17 protein-coding genes are annotated in these 19,007 nt (G+C 68.5%); 6 read left to right on the forward strand and 11 right to left on the reverse strand.

Annotated elements, in window-relative coordinates; genetic code table 11:
• Positions 1-2: 2 nt before the first annotated feature.
• Positions 3-935, forward strand: a complete 933-nt coding sequence (locus DTA15_RS22990; protein ID WP_012493316.1) for a DMT family transporter — start codon at positions 3-5, stop codon at positions 933-935.
• Positions 936-1,218: 283 nt separating this feature from the next.
• A complete protein-coding gene (locus DTA15_RS22995; protein WP_006479101.1) occupies positions 1,219-1,593 on the forward strand; it encodes a COG4315 family predicted lipoprotein in 375 nt (124 codons plus the stop codon).
• A gap of 128 nt (positions 1,594-1,721) precedes the next feature.
• Here DTA15_RS22995 and DTA15_RS23000 read toward each other — a convergent pair whose 3' ends face one another.
• Both DTA15_RS23000 and aptA read right to left on the reverse strand, forming a co-directional pair.
• Complete coding sequence (locus tag DTA15_RS23000) at positions 1,722-3,239, reverse strand: CoA-acylating methylmalonate-semialdehyde dehydrogenase (protein ID WP_006482837.1); 1,518 nt, start codon at positions 3,237-3,239, stop codon at positions 1,722-1,724.
• Between the two features lie 49 nt (positions 3,240-3,288).
• Complete coding sequence (gene aptA / locus DTA15_RS23005) at positions 3,289-4,644, reverse strand: omega-aminotransferase AptA (protein WP_012493315.1); 1,356 nt, start codon at positions 4,642-4,644, stop codon at positions 3,289-3,291.
• Between the two features lie 105 nt (positions 4,645-4,749).
• On the opposite strand from aptA, the gene DTA15_RS23010 reads away from it, so the two are divergent.
• On the forward strand, positions 4,750-5,700 hold the full coding sequence (locus DTA15_RS23010) for a LysR family transcriptional regulator (RefSeq protein ID WP_006482841.1): 951 nt from the start codon (positions 4,750-4,752) through the stop codon (positions 5,698-5,700).
• An 18-nt stretch (positions 5,701-5,718) separates the two neighbouring features.
• Here the strand turns inward: DTA15_RS23010 and DTA15_RS23015 are convergent, their stop codons facing one another.
• From DTA15_RS23015 to DTA15_RS23025, 3 genes are read right to left on the reverse strand one after another with little or no spacing between them, the layout of a single operon-like run.
• Entirely contained in the window at positions 5,719-6,960 is a 1,242-nt protein-coding gene (locus DTA15_RS23015) for an MFS transporter (RefSeq protein WP_006493691.1), read from the reverse strand.
• Positions 6,957-7,292 (reverse strand): hypothetical protein, encoded by a 336-nt coding sequence (locus DTA15_RS23020; protein WP_006482655.1) that lies wholly within the window; start codon positions 7,290-7,292, stop codon positions 6,957-6,959. The genes DTA15_RS23015 and DTA15_RS23020 overlap by 4 nt, the downstream gene beginning before the upstream one ends.
• Positions 7,293-7,329: 37 nt before the next feature.
• Entirely contained in the window at positions 7,330-7,818 is a 489-nt protein-coding gene (locus tag DTA15_RS23025; RefSeq protein ID WP_006482659.1) for a MarR family winged helix-turn-helix transcriptional regulator, read from the reverse strand.
• Between the two features lie 153 nt (positions 7,819-7,971).
• On the opposite strand from DTA15_RS23025, the gene DTA15_RS23030 reads away from it, so the two are divergent.
• Positions 7,972-8,463: a 2,4'-dihydroxyacetophenone dioxygenase family protein gene (locus DTA15_RS23030; RefSeq protein ID WP_006482651.1), complete on the forward strand. Its 492-nt coding sequence runs from the start codon at positions 7,972-7,974 to the stop codon at positions 8,461-8,463.
• A 108-nt stretch (positions 8,464-8,571) separates the two neighbouring features.
• Here the strand turns inward: DTA15_RS23030 and DTA15_RS23035 are convergent, their stop codons facing one another.
• Together DTA15_RS23035 and DTA15_RS23040 are read right to left on the reverse strand one after the other, a co-directional pair.
• The gene (locus DTA15_RS23035) at positions 8,572-9,720 is read right to left on the reverse strand and encodes an epoxide hydrolase family protein (protein ID WP_006482661.1); all 1,149 of its coding nucleotides are present in this window, start codon (positions 9,718-9,720) and stop codon (positions 8,572-8,574) included.
• Between the two features lie 78 nt (positions 9,721-9,798).
• On the reverse strand, positions 9,799-10,758 hold the full coding sequence (locus DTA15_RS23040; protein ID WP_006482657.1) for a GlxA family transcriptional regulator: 960 nt from the start codon (positions 10,756-10,758) through the stop codon (positions 9,799-9,801).
• 132 nt (positions 10,759-10,890) lie between these two features.
• On the opposite strand from DTA15_RS23040, the gene DTA15_RS23045 reads away from it, so the two are divergent.
• Positions 10,891-11,691, forward strand: a complete 801-nt coding sequence (locus tag DTA15_RS23045) for an SDR family NAD(P)-dependent oxidoreductase (RefSeq protein ID WP_006494925.1) — start codon at positions 10,891-10,893, stop codon at positions 11,689-11,691.
• Here the strand turns inward: DTA15_RS23045 and DTA15_RS23050 are convergent.
• From DTA15_RS23050 to DTA15_RS23060, 3 genes are all read right to left on the reverse strand, one after another.
• The gene (locus DTA15_RS23050; RefSeq protein ID WP_006482653.1) at positions 11,673-13,037 is read right to left on the reverse strand and encodes an MFS transporter; all 1,365 of its coding nucleotides are present in this window, start codon (positions 13,035-13,037) and stop codon (positions 11,673-11,675) included. The two genes, DTA15_RS23045 and DTA15_RS23050, sit on opposite strands and share 19 nt — an antisense overlap.
• A 94-nt stretch (positions 13,038-13,131) precedes the next feature.
• Entirely contained in the window at positions 13,132-14,484 is a 1,353-nt protein-coding gene (locus DTA15_RS23055; RefSeq protein ID WP_006482652.1) for an MFS transporter, read from the reverse strand.
• Between the two features lie 186 nt (positions 14,485-14,670).
• On the reverse strand, positions 14,671-15,630 hold the full coding sequence (locus DTA15_RS23060; RefSeq protein ID WP_006482658.1) for an MBL fold metallo-hydrolase: 960 nt from the start codon (positions 15,628-15,630) through the stop codon (positions 14,671-14,673).
• Positions 15,631-15,807: 177 nt separating this feature from the next.
• Between DTA15_RS23060 and DTA15_RS23065 the strand changes: the two genes are divergently transcribed.
• Positions 15,808-17,463, forward strand: a complete 1,656-nt coding sequence (locus tag DTA15_RS23065) for an IclR family transcriptional regulator (protein ID WP_012493312.1) — start codon at positions 15,808-15,810, stop codon at positions 17,461-17,463.
• A 797-nt stretch (positions 17,464-18,260) separates the two neighbouring features.
• On the opposite strand, the gene DTA15_RS23075 is transcribed toward DTA15_RS23065, so the two are convergent.
• On the reverse strand, positions 18,261-18,743 hold the full coding sequence (locus tag DTA15_RS23075) for an Lrp/AsnC family transcriptional regulator (protein ID WP_006479115.1): 483 nt from the start codon (positions 18,741-18,743) through the stop codon (positions 18,261-18,263).
• Positions 18,744-19,007: the final 264 nt, after the last annotated feature.

The following is a 19,007-nucleotide window of genomic DNA, read 5'->3' on the forward strand; positions in this document are numbered from 1 at the left end:
ACATGAATGCTCCCGCCCCGCCCGCCAGCGTCGTCGCCCCCCGGCCGCACGCGGCCATCTACGTGAAGCTCACGCTCGTCGCGCTGTTCTGGGGCGGCACGTTCATCGCAGGCCGGATCCTCGCCGCGACGATGTCCGCGACCTCGGCGGCCACCGGACGCTTCGCGATCGCCGCGCTGCTGCTGGTCGTGCTGACCTGGCAGGTCGAAGGCGGGCTGCCGACACTCAGCGGACGCCAGATCGTGACGACGTTCGGCCTCGGCGCGACCGGCATCTTCCTGTACAACGTGTGTTTTTTCGCGGCGCTCGCGCGGATGCCGGCCGGGCGCACCGCGCTGTTCGTCGCACTGAATCCGGTCGCCACCGCCGTGCTGCTGTCGGTCGTCGTGCGCGAACGCCTGTCGCTGTCGCGCTGGGCCGGCATCGCGGTCGCGCTGTGCGGCGCGCTGGTCGTGATCAGCCGCGGCGATTGGCTGCGCGTGCTGACCGATCTCGGCAATACGTTCGGCGCCGGCGAACGCTTCATGCTGTGCGCGGTGCTGAGCTGGGCCGCCTACACCGTGATCGGCCGGCGCGCGCTCGACGGGCTGTCGCCGCTCGCGGCCACCACGTACGCGGCGCTCTGGGGCCTCGCGCTGCTGCTCGTCACGCACCTGTTCGACGCGACGGCGACTGGCGGCACGCCGCTGACGTGGCAGGCCGTCGCATCGATGCTCTATCTCGGCGCCGTCGGCACGGTGATCGCGTTCGTCTGGTATTCGCAGGGCATCCGCCTCCTCGGGCCGGCCCGCGCGGCCGTGTTCACCAACCTGGTGCCGGTGTTCGGCGTGCTGCTGTCGGTCGTGCTGCTCGGCGAGCCGCTGTCGCCGTCGATGCTGGCCGGCGGCGCACTCGTGATCGCGGGCGTCGCACTGACCAATCGCGCGAACCGCTGATGCGTCGGCGTGCGCCGCGTTCGGGGACGGATGCCGAATACCGGATGCAGGCGCCCGCCATGCCGTTGCGTGCTGCATACGTCGGGCCGATACGCCCCCCGATCTTCTCGCAGCCCCGCCAAAAACCTCCTATCGTGAATGAAGCGCCCCCGTTTGCCGCCGTTCGACCGTGCGTCGCCCGCCGCGGCAACGGCCTTGCGTTCCGGCGCCATTCACCGCGGTCGTCGCGCACGCTCGCCCGTGCACGCGATCGCGCCCGCCCACCGACTACCAGGAGGCACACATGAAAGCTGCGCTGCTCGTCAGCTCCGTCCTGCTCGCCATGGCGTCCGCCTCGGCCTCGGCCCAAGGTTCGATCACGAAAGTCGAGAACGGCGCGCTCGTCGCCGCCAACGGCATGACCGTCTACGCATTCGACAAGGACAAGCCCAACGCCGGCACCAGCGCCTGTACAGGCCCATGCGAAACCCTGTGGCCACCCTACAAGGCCAGCGCGACCGACGTACCGGTCGGGCCCTACACGATCGTCAAGCGCGACGACGGCAGCCCGCAATGGGCGTACAAGGGCAAGCCGCTGTACTTCTTCTCGAAGGACATGAAACAGGGCGAGCGCAACGGCGACAACTTCAAGAACGTGTGGCACGTGGTCGCGCCGTAAGCCTTCTTTCGCCGCCTTCCGCGCATTTCGCGAGGACGTAAAAAAGCCCGCCCCCGATCGTCGATCGGGGCGGGCTCCGGCCGCTTCGCACGTCGCACCGGCCGCATGCAGCCGGTGCGCGCGTGGGCTCAGCGGCTCGACGGGAAGCTGAACACCGTCCCCTCGCGCACGCCGGCCGACGGCCAGCGTTGCGTGATCGTCTTGCGCTTCGTGTAGAACCGCACGGCGTCCGGACCATAGGCATGCAGGTCGCCGAACAGCGAACGCTTCCAGCCGCCGAACGAGTGGTATGCGACCGGCACCGGCAGCGGCACGTTGATGCCGACCATGCCGATCTGGATGTTGTCGCCGAAATAGCGCGCAGCCTCGCCGTCGCGCGTGAACAGGCACGTGCCGTTGCCGTACTCGTGCGCATCGATCAGCGCCATCGCCTCGTCGAGCGACTTCAGGCGGATCACGCCGAGCACCGGCCCGAAGATCTCGTGCTGGTAGATCGGCATGCCGGGCTTCACGTTGTCGAACAGGCACGGGCCGAGGTAGTAGCCGCCGTCATGGCCGTCGACCTTCACGCCGCGACCGTCGACGACGAGCGTCGCGCCGGCTGCCACGCCCGCTTCGACGAAACCCGTCACCTTCTCGAAATGCTGCTTCGTGACGAGCGGGCCCATGTCGACGCCCGCGCCGCTGCCCGGGCCGACCTTCATCTTCTCGATCTCGGCCTTCAACCCCGCGACGACCTTGTCGCCCGTTTCGTCGCCGATCGCGACGACGAGCGGAATCGCCATGCAGCGCTCGCCGCACGAGCCGTACGCGGCGCCCATCAGCGCGTTCACCGCATTGCCGATGTCCGCATCCGGCATCACGACCGCGAAGTTCTTCGCGCCGCCGAGCGCCTGCACGCGCTTGCCGTGCGCGCAGCCGGTCGAGTAGATGTATTCGGCGATCGGCGTCGAGCCGACGAAGCTCACGGCCTTCACGCGCGGATCGGTCAGGATCGTGTCGACCGCTTCCTTGTCGCCGTTCACGACGTTCAGCACGCCCGGCGGCAGGCCGGCCTCGAGCGCGAGCTCGGCCATGCGCAGCGTCGACGACGGCGTACGCTCGGACGGCTTCAGCACGAACGTGTTGCCGCAGGCGACGGCCATCGGCCACATCCACAGCGGCACCATCACCGGGAAGTTGAACGGCGTGATGCCGGCCGCGACGCCCAGCGCCTGGAACTCGCTCCACGAATCGATCGCGGGGCCGACGTTCTTGCTGTGCTCGCCTTTCAGCAACTCGGGCACGTAGGTCGCGTATTCGACGTTCTCGATCCCGCGCTGCAGTTCGCCCATCGCGTCGGCGAGCACCTTGCCGTGCTCGGCCGTGATCAGCGCGCACAGCTCGTCGGCGTGTTCCTCGAGCAGCGTCTTGAAGCGGCTCATCACGCGGGCACGCTTCAGCGGCGGCGTGTTGCGCCACGCCGGGAACGCGGCCTGCGCGGACGCGATCGCGGCTTCGACGGTCAGCTTGTCGGCGAGCGCGACGCTCTTGTGCGATTCGCCGGTGGCCGGGTCGAACACCGGCTGGACGCGGCTGCCGCCGTCGACGCGCTTGCCGTCGATCAGGTGGCCGACGGTGGAAGTCACATTGCTGTCGTGTTTCATGTTTCGGGCTCTTTCGTGAATTCGGTTATCGCTGCGGGCGAGCGGTGGCTCAGTCCACTTCGTTCAGTGCGTCGGACAGCGCGTTGACCAGGTTGTCGATCTCGCGCTTCTCGGCGATGAACGGCGGCGCGAGCTGGATCGTGTCGCCGCCGTAACGCACGTAGAAGCCCTTCGCCCAGCAGCGCATCGCGATCTCGTACGGGCGCCGTGCCGGCTCGCCCGGCAGCGCGGCGATCGTCAGGCCGGCCGCCAGCCCGTAGTTGCGGATGTCCGCGATGTGGCGCTGGCCCTTCAGCCCGTGCACGGCCGCCTCGAAATGCGGCGCGAGATCGCGCACGCGGGCCACCGCGTCTTCCTTCACCAGCAGGTCGAGCGCCGCGACGCCGGCCGCGCACGCGACCGGATGCGCCGAATACGTGTAGCCGTGCGGGAACTCGAGCATGTACTCGGGGCCGCCCGCGGCCATGAACGTGTCGTAGATTTCCTTCGTCGCGATCACGCCGCCGAGCGGCTGCACGCCGTTCGTCACCTGCTTCGCGAAGTTCATGATGTCCGGCACCACGCCGAATGCGTCGGCGCCCGTCATCGCGCCGGCGCGGCCGAAGCCCGTGATGACCTCGTCGAAGATCAGCAGGATGTCGTGCGCGGTACAGATGTCGCGCAGGCGCTTCAGATAGCCCTTCGGCGGCACGACCACGCCCGCCGAACCGGAGAACGGCTCGACGATCACGGCCGCGATGTTCGACGCGTCGTGCAGCGCGATCAGCTCGAGCAGGCGGTCGGCCAGCTCGGCGCCGTGCTCGGGCATGCCGCGCGAGAACCTGTTCTCGGCCAGTTGCGTATGCGGCAGGAAATCGGCATCGAGGCCCTGACCGAACAGCTTGCGGTTCGGTCCGATCCCGCCGACCGAGATGCCGCCGAAGTTCACGCCGTGATACCCCTTCTCGCGACCGATCAGGCGCGTTTTCGTGCCCTTGCCCTTCGCGCGCCAGTACGCGCGGGCCAGCTTCAGCGACGTGTCGGCCGCTTCCGAGCCCGAACCCGTGAAGAACACGTAGTCGAGGCCGGCCGGCGTCAGTTCCTTGATCTTGTTGGCGAGTTCGAACGATTTCGGATGGCCGAACTGGAAGGCCGGCGCGTAGTCGAGCTGCGCGACCTGGCGGCTCACGGCCTCGACGATTTCCGTGCGGCCGTGACCGAGGCCCGTGCACCAGAGGCCCGACAGGCCGTCGAAGATCTTGCGGCCTTCGGCGTCGGTGTAATACGCGCCCTTGCCGGACACGATCATGCGCGGATCGGCCTTGAACTGACGGTTGGCCGTGAACGGCATCCAGTGCGCATCGAGCCAGGCGGCGTCGGTGCGGAGGTTCGTGTCGTCGTGCTGGGCGGTGGTGATGTCGGTCATGTCGGTCGGCGCGGCGCGCCCCTCCTCCTTGTGATGATGTTGCACATTGTCGGGACGACAATTAGTCTTTTGAATATCGCAATATCAATGTTCACTTGCTCAACTATGCAAGCAAAGAAACCGAAGAGCCGCGCGCTGCTCGGGCAGCTCAGCGACATGGATCTCCGTCTGCTGCGGGTCTTCAAGGGCGTCGTGCAGTGCGGCGGGATGGCGGCGGCCGAACTGGAACTGAATATCGGCATCTCGACGATCAGCCGGCACGTGAAGGATCTGGAAACGCGGCTCGGCCTCGTGCTGTGCCGGCGCGGCCGCGCGGGCTTCACGCTGACGCCCGAGGGGCAGACGGTGTACGAGGAGACGCTGCGGTTGCTCGCGTCGATGGAAGCATTTCGCAGCAGGATCGACGGCATTCACGACCGGATGGGCGGAGAACTTCACATCGCGGTATTCGACAAGACGGCCACCAACGCGAATGCCCGCCTCGGCGACGCGATCCGCCAGTTCGCCGACGAAGCGCCCGACGTCACGCTGAACCTGCACGTCGCGTCGATCAACGAGGTCGAGCGCGGGATCATCGACGGCAGTTACCAGGTCGGGATCATTCCCGTGCACCGCAACTCGGGCAGCCTCGTGTATTCGGAGCTGTTCGACGAACGGATGCTGCTCTACTGCGGCCGCCAGCATCCGCTATTCGATGCGCCGCACGGCAAGCTTACGTGGACGACGATCCGCAACCACGCGTTCGCCGGGCTGGGTTTCCATTCGCCGAACATGGAGCTGAGCCATCGCGCGAAGCTCACCCGCAGCGCGACCGCATCGGACCAGGAATCGATCGCGACGCTGATTCTGTCGGGCCGCTATCTCGGCTTCCTGCCCGATCACTATGCGGAGAGTTTCGAAAACAAGGGGCTGATGCAGCCGATCGCGCCGCACCGGTTCAATTACCGTTGCCGGTTCGTGAGCCTGCTGCGGCGCTCGCCGCGGCCGTCGCGGGCGGCGCTGCTGTTCCAGTCGTGCCTCGACGCCGCGCATGCGGCGGCACGGCCGGCGGCGTAGCCGCGGCTTGCGGTCCGGTCAGGTGGCGTCGCCGCCCGTACGCGGCTGTGCCCGCTTGCGCGCGACGAAATGGGTCGCGACGAGCGCGGCCGCAAAGCCGGACGCCGCGCCGACGCCGAGCGCCCAGCGCGGGCCGAGATGGTTTGCCACCCAGCCGGCCACCGGCGCGCCGATCGGCGTGCCGCCCAACGCGACCGCGAGGCGCAGCGCCATCACGCGGCCGCGCATCGCCGGCTCGGTGGACAGCTGCATCAGGCTGTTGGTCGAGTTCATGAAGGTGATCGCGGCGATGCCCGTCAGCACCAGCGCCGCGGCGAACGACCAGTAGCCGGGCGCCAGCGCGGCGAACGTGCAGCCGAGCCCGAACAGCGTCGCGCCGATCCACAGATGACGAAACCGCGGCTGCTCGCGGCGCGCGGCGAGCAGCGCGCCCGAGATCGTGCCGACCGCCATCATCGACGACAGGAACCCGAACCCGCGCGCGTCGACGTGAAACACGCTGGCGGCCATCGTCGAAATGAACAGCTGGAAATTGAGCCCGAACGTGCCGATCAGGAACAGCATCACGAGGATCGCCGTCAGGTCCGGGCGGCGCCACACGTAGCGGAACCCGTCGAGCAGGCTGCTGCGCGCGCGATCCGCCCGCACGTTCGCGCGCAGCTCGTCCTCCCGCAGCCGCGACAGCGACGCCAGCACCGCGAAGAAGCTGAGCCCGTTCGCGAGGAACGCCCAGCCGGTGCCGACCGATGCGATCAGGAACCCGGCCGCCGCCGGGCCGACCATCCGCGCGGCATTGAACGACGTCGAATTGAGCGCGACCGCGTTCGCGAGCTCGCGGTCGCCAACCAGTTCCGCGACGAAGGTCTGCCGCACCGGCGCGTCGAACGCCGACGCGCAGCCGAACAGGAACGCGAACACATACACGTGCTCGAGCCGCACGGCGCCGGTGACCGTCAGCACGCCGAGCACGAGCGCCAGCGCGCCCATCAGCGCCTGCGTCGCCATCAGCAGCTTGCGCTGGTCGCAGCGGTCGGCCGCGTAGCCGGTCCACGGCAACAGCAGCAGTTGCGGCCCGAACTGCAGCGCCATCACCGTGCCGACCGCCGAGGCATCGTGATGCGTGAGTTGCGTGAGGACGAGCCAGTCCTGCGCGGTGCGCTGGATCCACGTGCCGATGTTCGACACCAGCGAGCCGATCGCCCACACGCGATAGTTGAAACTGCGAAGCGAGCGAAATACGCCCGCGGCCGGCACGCTCATGGCCGCTCCCGGTCCGGCTCGTTGCCGCCGTGCAGCGCGCCGAAGCGCCGCGCGAGGAACAGGCCGAGCACCAGGATGCCGAGGCCGAGCGCCGCGGCGTCGGCCGTGCGCTTCAGGTCGAAATCGCCGACCCGGCACACGAGCGCATACGCGATGACGAGGTTCACGACGCCCCACACCACGTTCACGGTGGACGACGACAGCCCGCGGCCGGGCGGATTCGCGAACGGCGTCTGGAACGGCTCGCCGCGCAGCCCGCTGACGAGATGCGGCACGACGTTCGCGAGAAACGCACCGCCGAAGAAGTACGACACGAGAGGCAGGAAGTTCATGCACGGATTGTCCTTGCGGCGAGTGGATCGGAGCGGTTCACGGACGCGCCGGGTCCTGGAATTCGGCGAGCCGCTGCAGCAGCTTCACGGCCGCCGCGAGCTCGGCCTGTTCCGCCACCGACAGTTGCGCGTGCAGCGCGCGGAACAGCCAGTCGTCCTTGGCCGCGCGGTTGGCTTGCAGCACCTTGCGGAAACCGGGCGTGAGCGCGATCAGCGTCTGCCGGCCGTCGCTCGGATCGGGCGCGCCGGCGACCGCGCCGAGCGCCTCGAGCGTCGCGACCGTCACGCGCATCGATTGCGGGCGCACGCTTTCGGCACGCGCAAGCGCCGACACGGTCGCCGGGCCGTCGCGGTCGAGCCGCAGCAACACCGATTTCTGCGAGGACGTGAGGTCGTTCGGATGGGTCTGTTCCCGCAGCCGCCGCATCAGCTTGCCGACCGAGATGCGGAGTTCGCCGGCGAGACCGGCCAGCGGGAGTGGGTCGGGGGGAGACGATGGCGCGTTCATGAATTCAAGATAGCACATCGACAGTCAAACTGTACAGTTTGACTGTATATTTCGGCGTGTAAGGATCGCCCCCGCCGTGCCGGCCTTCGCCGCGGCGCCGCCTCCGTTCGGCCGCGTGATCCGGCTCTGCGATAATGCGGGCTTCTTTCCGTTTCCGCTCCGCCTTCCGCCATGACGCAGCCGTCCGCCCCGCTCTCCACCGACCTGCCGCCGATCTCCTGCCTGCCCGGCGACGCGCTGCCGTGGCTGCCGATGAGCGCCGACCTGCCGGGGCTCGCGATCAAGTACCTGCACATCAATGCGGCCGAGGACACGCTGACCGCGCTGCTGAAGATGTCGGCCGGCGGCACGCTGCCGCGCCATCGTCACGACGGCGAGGTGTTCGTCCATACGCTGCAGGGTGCGTGGCGTTACCGCGAATACGACTGGATCGCGCACGCCGGCTCGACGGTGCTCGAACCGGCCGGCTCGGTGCACACGCCGGAAACCCTCGGCGCGCCGGGCGAGGACGTGATCACGCTGAACGTGATGCGCGGCGACCTCGTGCTGCTCGACGACGACGGCCGCGAAACGGCGCGCGAGAACTGCCGCGTCGCGCTGCTGCGCCAGCGCAAGCATGCGCGTACGGCGCCGGATGCGGCCACGGCGTTCGTCACGCGATAAGACACGCGGCGGCGGCGCGACGCGATTCGCATCGCGCCGGCTCCCGTCACGCCTGAACCGCGCGAGCGCCCTGCGGCCCAGGTTTCCGCCGAGCGGGCTGCCCGCCCGTTACCGGAAACGCCGGAAAAACCGCCGAATATCGTCGGCGAGCAAGTCCGGCTCCTCCAGCGCCGCGAAATGGCCGCCGCTCGGCATGTCGGTCCACTGCACCACGTCGAACACGCGTTCGAGCCAACTGCGCGGCGGACGGCTGATCTCCTTCGGAAAGCGCGCGAAGCCAACGGGCGCCGCCACGCGTTGCCCCGGCGCGAAGCGCATCGGCTGCAGCCGGTTTTCCCAATACATCTGCATCGACGAGCCAATGCAGCCGGTGAACCAGTAGAGCGATATGCCCGTCAGCAGCGTGTCGTGCGAAAACCGCCGCGCGACGTCGCCGTCGCAATCGCTCCACGTGCGGAATTTCTCGGCGATCCAGGCGGCCAGCCCGGCCGGCGAATCGTTGAGCGCGACGGCCAGCGTCTGCGGTTTCGTCGCGTGCACGTGCGCGTATCCGCCTTCCATCGCGACCCAGTCGGTGCGCTGCTTCAGGAATGCCTGCTCTTCGTCGGTCAGCGGCGCGGCCGGGTCGATCGCCGGCTCGTAGCTGCCGGGCAGGTAGTTCAGATGGACACCGTCCACCCTGTCGGCATGTTGCGCGCCGAGCGCCACCGACACGGCCGCGCCGATATCGCCGCCCTGCGCGCCGAAGCGTCGATACCCGAGGCGGGCCATCAACCCGGCCCAGCGATCGGCGACCTGAAACGCCGACATGCCGGGGGCCGCCGGCGCCGGCGAGAACAGGAAACCGGGCAGCGAGGGCACGACCACGTCGAACGCGTCGTCAGGATCGCCGCCGAATGCCGCCGGGTCGCACAGCCGATCGAGCAGCGCATCGAATTCGAACACGGAGCCCGGCCAGCCGTGCGTGATGACGAGCGGATAAGGTGTCGGTCCCGCGCCACGCCGATGGATGAAATGCACGCGCTGCCCGTCCACGTCCGCGACGAACTGCGGCAGCCGGTTCAGCGCACGCTCGAGCGCACGCCAGTCGAAGCCCCCGGCCCAGTACGCGACCAGCTCGCGCAGCCATGCGCCGTCCACTCCCTGCTGCCAGGGCTCGGCGGGGGTCAGCGTCGGCGGGCGCGCGTCGCGCAGGCGCCGGCGCAGATCATCGAGCGCTTGATCAGGTATCGCAATGTCGAACGGTACGGCGTGCATCGTGTCTCCTCGCGAAGCATGTCGACGAGATTCTGCGCGCTTTTTCCGACTCGCGCCGGCGGCGGGCGGCCGCGCTCGTCAGCCCGTTTCCCGCTCGTCCGCCCGCGCGTCGCGCCGCAGCGCCTGCGGCGGCACGCCGAACCCGCGCACGAACGCCTCGCGCATGTGCCGGCGGTCGCGAAAACCGTTCTCCTGCGCGATCACGTCGAGCGGATGGCGGCTCTGTTCGATCATCAGCCGCGCCGCTTCGAGCCGCAGCCGCTCGATCGCCTTCGCCGGCGACTGTCCGGTCTCGAGCGTAAATATGCGGCTGAACTGGCGCGGGCTCAGGTGCACGGCCTCGGCCAGATCCTCGACGGTCAGCGCGCGGCCGAGGTTTTGCCGCGCGTAGTTGAGCGCGTTCTGGATCCGGTCGGATTTCGGCGCGAGATCGAGCATTTCCGAATGCTGCGACTGGCCGCCGGCCCGGCGCTGGTGCATCACCAGCTTGTGCGCGACCGACCGCGCGGCATCGGCGCCGAGATCCTTTTCCACCATGGCGAGCGCGAGATCGAGCCCGGCCGTCATCCCGGCCGACGTCCAGATCGGGCCGTCGACGATATAGATCCGGTCGTCCTCGACGCGAATCTCCGGGTAATGCCGCTGCATGTCGCGGCCGAACGCCCAGTGCGTGGTCGCGCGACGCTGCGCGAGCAGCCCGGCCTCGGCCAGCACGAACGCCCCCGTGCAGATGCCGGCGATCCGCCGCGCACGCGTATTCGCGCGGCGCAGATAGGCGACGACGCCGGCCGGCGCCGGCGCGGCGAGCGGATCGTTGACGCCCGCGACGATCCACGTGTCGACGCCGATCCGCCCGCGCAGCGCGCGCGTGGCGACCGGCAGCCCGAGCGACGAGCGCACGTCGCCGCCGTCGACCGAATAGTTGTCCATCGCGTAGAACGGCTTCTCCAGACCCATGTTCGCGTACTCGAACACCGACTGCGCGGCGAGCGCCATGATCTGGAAGCCGTCGCTGATCAAAAAGCCGATTCGGTGCATGTGCGTCCTCCGGTCCCGTGTCGATCGCTGCGATGTCCGGAATCATACCCATCTACGTCATTTGTGTCGAAGCGCTTCGAGGCCAGAATGCTTTCACGCCATCCGGCCATCCTCATCGAAACGGAGTACATCATGACGCAAGCCCATCGCGGTACCGCCCTCATTACCGGCGCGTCGTCGGGCATCGGCGCCGTCTACGCGGACCGCCTCGCGCGCCGCGGCTACGACCTGATCCTGGTCGCGCGCAGCCGCGAGCGCCTGAGCGCCCTCGCCGAGCGCATCACGAACGACACGCAGCGCAGCGTCGAGATCGTCGACGCAGACCTCAACGACCGCGCGGCGCTCGCCGCCGTCGAGGCCAAGCTGAAACAGGACGCGAGCATCACGCTGCTGGTGAACAACGCGGGCATCGGCACGCATGCGCCGCTGCTCGACAGCGACGTCGACGCGATGACGCGGATGATCGACCTGAACGTGACCGCGCTCACGCGCCTGACCTATGCGGCGGTGCCCGGCTTCGTCGCACGCGGCCGCGGCGCGGTGATCAACATTTCGTCGATCGTCGCGATTTCGCCGGAAACGCTGAACGGCGTGTACGGCGGCAGCAAGGCGTTCGTGCTCGCGTTCAGCCAGTCGCTGCATCACGAGCTCGCCGGCAAGGGCGTGCAGGTGCAGGCCGTGCTGCCCGGCGCGACGGCCACCGATTTCTGGCAGACGGGCGGCCTGCCGCTCGAGCACCTGCCGAAGGAAATCGTGATGACCGCGCAGGACATGGTCGATGCGGCGCTGGTCGGGTTCGAGCGCGGCGAACTCGTGACGATCCCGTCGCTGCACGCGGGCGACGAATGGGACGCATACGAGGCCGCGCGCCGCACGATGGCGCCGCACCTGTCGGCCGATACGCCCGCGCCGCGCTACACCGCGGCGCGCTGATTGCCGGCGGGACCCGCGTCGCGCGGTGCGGCACGCACGCCCAGCAGCATCGCGACCGCGCACGCGGCCAGCAATCCGGCGATCATCAGCATCGCCGAATCCATGCTGCCGGTGCGCGTGCGGATCACGCCGACGATCCACGGCGTGATCATCCCGCTCGATACGCCGATGCTGCTGATCAGCGCAATGCCGCCTGCCGCACCGGCACCCGCGAAATACGCGGACGGCACGGCCCAGAACACCGGATGCGCGGCGAAGATCAGCATCGCCGCGATCGACAGCAGCGCCATCATCGCGACGATGCTCGGCAGATGCAGCGTCAGCAACGCGAGCGCCACCGCACCGCCGAACGCGCATGCGGCGAAATGCCGGCGGCGTTCGCGCTTGCGGTCCGAGCGCCGCGCGATCGCGATCAGGCCGGCCGCGCCGATCGCGTTCGGCACGATTGACAGCAGGCTGATGTGAACCACGTCGTGAATGCCGAATTCGCGAATCATCAGCGGCATCCAGAACAGCAGCATCAGCAGCGCGGTCGTCAGCGAGAAATAGATGAACGCGAACAGGTAGGTGCGCGGCTCGGCCAGCACCTGCCGCAGCGACGAAGCCGCGTGCGCGGGTGCCTCCGCGCGATCGGCGGCGAGGTCGGCCGCGAGCCGCCGCCGGTCGTCGTCGGACAGCCAGCGCGCGTGTTCGGGGCGATCGCACAGCCAGAACCACGCCGTCACGCCGAGCAAGAGCGCCGGCGCGCCCTCGATCGCGAACATCCATTGCCAGCCGTGCAGACCGAGCACGCCGGACATCCCGCGCATCAGCCAGCCCGACAGCAGTCCACCGACCATCCCGGCCACCGCGACGCCCGCATAGAAGATCGACAGCACCGACGCGCGACGGCGCGCGGGATACCAGTACGTCAGGTAGAACACGACGCCCGGGAAAAAGCCGGCCTCGAAAAGCCCGAGCAGGAAGCGCAGCACGTAGAACTGCCTTGCGCTGTCGACGGTGATCATCGCGACCGACACCGCGCCCCACAGGAACATGATCCGCGCGAACGTGCGTCTTGCACCGAAGCGGCGCAGCAACGCGTTGCTCGGCACCTCGAACAGCACGTAGCCGACGAAGAACAGCACCGCGCCGAGGCTGTACATCGCGTCGGTGAGGCCGAGATCCTGCCGCATCTGCAACTGCGCGAAGCCGATGTTGCTGCGATCGAGGATCGACACGATGTAGCAGACGAACAGGAACGGCACGATGCGCATGCCGATGCGGCGGTACAGCGCGTCGTGGTCTGACGCACGAGGGCCGGACGCTGCGGCATGCGCGGCGTCTGCCGGGAGAGGGGCTGACATCGATCGTCTCCTCCACGGAAGTCAACAGGGAGCGGGCAGGACGTGCAACGCCGGTCGCCGCCGCCCGCCGACGGCGACCGGCCGAAGCCGACGTTCAGCCGCGCCGCGCGCCCTCGCCCTTCACGCCGAGCATCAGCGCCACGCCGCTCGCCACCAGCAGCGCGGCCAGCAGGTACACGGCGAGATCCATGCTGCCGGTGCGCGTGCGGATCATCCCGATCACCCACGGGCTGACGATGCCGCTCGTGATCCCGATGCTGCTGATCAACGCGATCCCGGCCGCGGCGGCATTGCCGGACAGGTAGCGGGTCGGCACGGCCCAGAAGATCGGCAGCGCGGCGAAGATCAGCGTGGCCGCGATCGACAGGCACGCGAGCATCGCCGCGAAGCTGTGCAGGTGCAGCGTCAGCGCCGCGAGCGCGAGGCCGCCGCCGATCGTGCAGCACGCGAAGTGCTTGCGGCGTTCGCCGGTGCGGTCCGAGCGGCGCGCGATCAGCACCAACCCGACCGCGCCCACCGCATTCGGCACGACCGTGTAGAGGCTCACGGCGACGACGTCGGTCACGCCGAAGTCGCGGATCATCAGCGGCATCCAGAAGTTGAGCGTCAGCGACGCGCAGGTCAGCGAGAAATAGATGAACGCGAACAGATACACGCGCGGATTCGCGAGCGCGGTCATCACGCTGCGGCCGTCGTGCGCATTGCCGTGTGCGCGGCCTTCGGCGCACAGCGCGGCGACGCGCGCCTTTTCGTCGGACGTGAGCCACGGCGCGTCCTGCGGCCGGTCGACGAGCAACGTGAACGCAACGAACGCGAGCAGGATCGCCGGCGCCCCTTCGATCGCGAACATCCATTGCCAGCCGTGCAGCCCGAGCACGCCGCTCATGTCGCGCATGATCCAGCCGGACAACAAGCCGCCGAGCACACCGGCCACCGCGACGCCCGCGAAGAACACCGAGATCGCCGCCGCACGCCGGTTCGCGGGGAACCAGTAGGTCAGGTACAGCACGATGCCGGGGAAGAAGCCGGCCTCGAACACGCCGAGCAGGAAGCGCAGCACGTAGAAATGCGACGGCTGCGACACGAACATCATCCCGGTCGACGCGAGGCCCCACAGCAGCATGATCCGCGTGAACGTGCGGCGCGCGCCGAAGCGCGCGAGCAGCATGTTGCTCGGCACTTCGCAGAACACGTAGCCGACGTAGAACACCGCGGCGCCGAGGCCGTACATCGCATCGCTGAAGCCGAGATCGTGCTTCATCTGCAACTGCGCGAAGCCGATGTTGATGCGGTCGAGAAACGACACGACGTAGCAGAGGAACAGGAACGGGACGATCCGCCACGCGATCTTGCGGAACAGCAGCGCGTCGCTGAAGGCGGATGCGGAAGTCGGCGCCGACGCGCTCGCGTGCGCGAGCGTCGCTTCGGCGGGAAGCGATTGGGGCATGTCTCTCTCCAAACGGGCCGCGCGATGTCGAGCGCGCGGCAGTCTCCGAGGGCGTGCATGCGCCCTGCTTTCTTGTGAGACCGGATACGGTTGCCGGCACCGCGGCGCGATGCCGCCGCGACTGCCGCAACCTTCAGGGAAACGGCGAGGCGATCATGTGAGCGCCGCCCCGCCGCCGTGTGCCGCTCAGTCCTGCAGCGCGGCCCACATGTCCTTGTCGCGCTGCGCGGTCCAGATGCGCGGATGCGCGATGCCGCTCGCCTCGTCGAACGCACGCGACACGTCGAACGGCAGACAGTGCTCGTAGATGAACACGTGGCCGAACTTCGGGTCCATCGCTTCGCGCGTGAGCGCCATCGCGGCCTTCAGGTCGAGATTGCGCTCGACGGCCTTGCGGCCCTGCGCGAGCAGCGTCGTGACGAAATCCTTCGTGTAGTCGAGGCCCTTGTTCACTTCCGCCGGATTCAGCAGCGCGGGGCCGCGGCCCGGCACGAGCTTCTCGGCGCCGAGCGCGCGCAGCGCCTCGAGCGTGGCCGGCCACTGTTCGAGCTGCGCGTCGCCGCAATAGCACGCGGCGTCGTATTCGACAAGGTCGCCCGAGAACAGCACCTTCTGCGACGGCAGCCAGACGATCGTGTCGCCCTTCGTGTGGCCCGAGCCGACGTGCATGATCTTCACTTCGAGCTTGCCGAGGAACAGCGTGATCTCGCGCTCGAACACGAGCGTCGGCCAGGTCAGGCCCGGCACCGTCTCGACGCCGGCGAACAGGCGCGGGAAGCGCTCGATCTCCGACTTCATGTCGGCCTCGCCGCGCTCGACGATCATCTCGTACGTGCCGCGGCTCGCGATCACGTGCTGCGCGCCTTCGTCGAAATACGCGGACGCGCCGAGCACGCGCACCGCGTGGTAGTGCGACAGCACCACGTGCTTGATCGGCTTGTCGGTGACGCTGCGGATCTTCGCGATCAGGTCCTGCGCCATCGCGGGCGTCGCGGTCGTGTCGACGATCAGCACACTGTCGTCGCCGATGATCACGCCCGAGTTCGGGTCGCCTTCGGCTGTGTACGCGTAGGCGTTCTCGGACAGCTTCGTCCAGGTGACTTTCTTCTCTTCCAGATCGGCTTGGGAGGCGAATGCTTTGGCCATTGTGCGTTCCGTGGCTGCGAGCCATGTGTTGAGGGGTGTCAGCGGATCATCTGCTCGCGCCGAATATTTGTCAATGGCAAACGTGCTTGTTATTGTCTAATACGGGTAAACCTGCGGGCTGGCGCGAGAAATGGCGTCGGATACCATGCGGGGTTTCGTCAACGGAAGAATCATCGCGTGCAGAACCACGAAGTCAGCGCGGACGATGCGCCGCCCAAGGCGCAGCGCGGCATCCAGAGTGTCGAGGTCGGCGGCCGGCTGCTCGACGCGCTCGCGCGCCGGCGCAAGCCGCTCGGGCTGTCGGAGCTGGCCGCGGCGGCCGATCTCTCCACCGCTCAGGCGCACACCTATCTCGTGAGCCTGACGCGACTCGCGCTCGTGAAACGCGACGCGCTCACCGGCAACTACGAGCCGGGCCCGCTGTCGCTGCGGCTCGGGTTGATGTCGATCGAGCGCCAGCCGGCCTACCGCGCGACGCTTCCGCACGCGGTGCGGCTCGCGGAAACGGTCGGCCTGAGCGTCGCGCTGTCCGTGCCGGGCGTGCTCGGCCCGACGATCGTGCGCATCGAGCACGGCGGCTATCCGTTGCACGTGAACCTGCACGTCGGTTCGGTGATGTCGCTCGACACGACGGCGACCGGCCGCGTGTTCCGCGCGTTCGGCGACGCCGCGCAACTCGACGCGATGGCGGCCAGCCAGGCCGGCGCGGGCGATACGCTGGCAGGCGCCGAAAGCGCGCCGGTCGCGCCGGACGCCGGTGCGCAACCTGCCGAACTCGACGCGATCCGCATGCGCGGCATCGAACGCAGCATCGACCGGCCGAGCCCCGGCGTCAGCGGGATGTGCGTGCCCGTCTTCGATGCGCAGGGGCGCCTGCAACTCGCGTTGACGGTGATCGGTTCGACGGGATCGATCGATGTCGACTGGGACGGCCCGATCGCCGTGGCCTTGCGCGACGCGGCGCGGCAGGCGACCGCGTCGCTCGGCGCCGCAGGTGCGGACCCGGCGCCGGCGTCCGCGCCCGCGCCGGCCGCCGCGCGCGTACCGCCCGCGCTGGCCGACGACGCAAAAGCGCAGCGCGGGATCAATGCGCTCGACAGCACCGGCGAGCTGCTGCTCGCGCTGGTGTCGGCGGGCCGCGCGCTGCCGTTGCGCGATCTCGCGACGGCGGCCGGCATGCCGGCCGCGAAGGCGTTTCCCCATCTGGTCAGCCTGCAGAAGATCGGCCTGCTGAGCCGCGGCGACGCCGGCTGCTTCGACGGCGGCCCGCTCGCGCAGGCGCTCGGCCTGATCGCGATGCAGCGCGTGTCGCCGACCCGCGATGCGGAAGCCGAGATCGTCGCGCTCGCCGGCGCGACCGACATGAGCGTGGCCGCCGCGACGCTCGGGCCGCTCGGGCCGACCGTGATCCGGCTCGAAGAATCGGCGCGGCCGCAGCACGTGAGCCTGCAGGTCGGCACCGTGATGTCGCTCGTCAATACGGCGATCGGCCGGATTTTCGCGTCCGGCATGTCCGACGACGTGCTGGCCGACCTGCTCGCCAACGAACCGGTGCGCCTCGCCGGCGCGCACGCCGCGCCGGACGACGCGGCCTTCCGCGCCCGGCTCGCCGCGATCCGCGCGGACGAACTCGATTTCGCGTTCGACGCGCCGGTGCCCGGCATCGGGACGATCGCCGCGCCCGTGTTCGATCACACCGGCAGCATCCGGCTCGTGATCGCGATCATCGGCTCGTCGCGCGGCTTCCCGCGCGGGCCGGACAGCGCGCTGGCGCAAGCGCTGCGGGCCGCGACGCGGCGGCTGTCGTGGCGCTTCGGGTGGATCGGCCTGTAAGCGCACTTTTTTTCCTACGCCCGACTTCGTTGTTTCTCCACGCAAGGCCGTGCCGGCACGGCCTCGTCACGCCTGCCCGGCATGCCCGGGTGGCCGACATTCATGTTGCGCAGCAGCAACACAAATTGTCAGTAATTCTCATATAACGAAATCGCATTTCACAAGACGGTGCTGCTTCGCTATGATTAGGGTTATCCCTAACTCGCCACCTATATGGGGCTTCGTCATGCAAACGTCTAATGTCTCCGATCGTTCCACCCAATCCACTGGCTGGCTCGCACGTGTTGGCGAGCTGCTGGCAGAGGCCTGGGCGCTCCACCTCGAGAACTGCGAAGTCATCGCTGAAGCACACGCGCGTCTGCCGCGCTGAGCGAACGGCCGGCCGGCTGACGCGTTTGCGCTGACGCACGCCGACCGCGGCGGTCGCGCGGCGTACCCGACGGGCGCGCCGGGCATGCAGAAAGAGGCCGGGATTCGTCCTTCCCGGCCGGATACGCGCACCGCATCGGCAGCGTTTCAAGGTCGTCTCGAGGCCGTGTTTCAGGCCGAGACCGGCGCCGATTCGTGTCGGCGCGGACCGTCGTCAGCCGGTTGCGGCCCGGACGGGATGCCATTCTTCTCGACTTGCGCGCGCTTGCGCCGAGCCATGCCGGGCGGAAGACTGATCCGTTTTTGTGCCTCACGGGCCGTCTTCCCGGCACGCCCTTCCTGTCAACCGTTCGCCGGCTTTCCTCCGCGCCTGCGTCCGATCGCACGGCCGTCGCTGCAGCGACGGCCGTGCGCCGATCTCCGCTCCCTCACACCTGAATCGAAGGCACGTCCTTCATGCACCGCAGCGCGAACATCGAGCGGCTGTGGCGGATGCTCGAAATCCGGTACAGCTTTTCGCGCAGGAAGCGCTCGTAGCCGGCCGTGCCGTCCACCGCGACCTTGATCCAGTAGTCGTACTCGCCCGACACCAGATACGCCTCGAGCACCTCCGGCAGCGCCGCCAGTTCGGCGCCGAAGCGCGCCAGCGCGTCGTCTTCATGGCGATCGAGCGTGACTTCGAGGATCACGATGTCCGCGTAGCCGAGCTTGCGCTGGTTGACCAGCGCGACATAGCCGTCGATGTAGCCGTCGAGTTCGAGTTGCCGCGTGCGGTTCCAGCAGGCGGTGGTCGACATGCCGATCTGTTCGGCCAGTTCGGCGTTCGACAGGCGCGCATTTTTCTGCAATGCCCCCAGGATCTTGCGGTCCTGATTGTCGAGCGTTTTCGGCGTGCGTTCGCGGGTAGCCATGATGAGAAGAATCTTCTACTGAAAATCGGCATTCTATCTGAACGGGATTCCGGTTTCAGGCGCGTTTTGCTGGAAAACAGGAAGCCTTTTAACCGGGCCGCTTGATACATTTTCTCCATGCCTGCTGCCCGGCACGCTCCCCGCGACAACCCCTCGCAGCGGGACGCACGGCCGCAATCACGAGTTGCGGTGCCGGCCGGCAGGCATGCGATTCCCCGCCGCCCGCACGCCTATCCGACCGCGTGCGGGGCCGGTGCCTGCTTC

It is taken from the genome of Burkholderia cenocepacia (assembly GCF_900446215.1).
Taxonomy (GTDB): domain Bacteria; phylum Pseudomonadota; class Gammaproteobacteria; order Burkholderiales; family Burkholderiaceae; genus Burkholderia; species Burkholderia cenocepacia.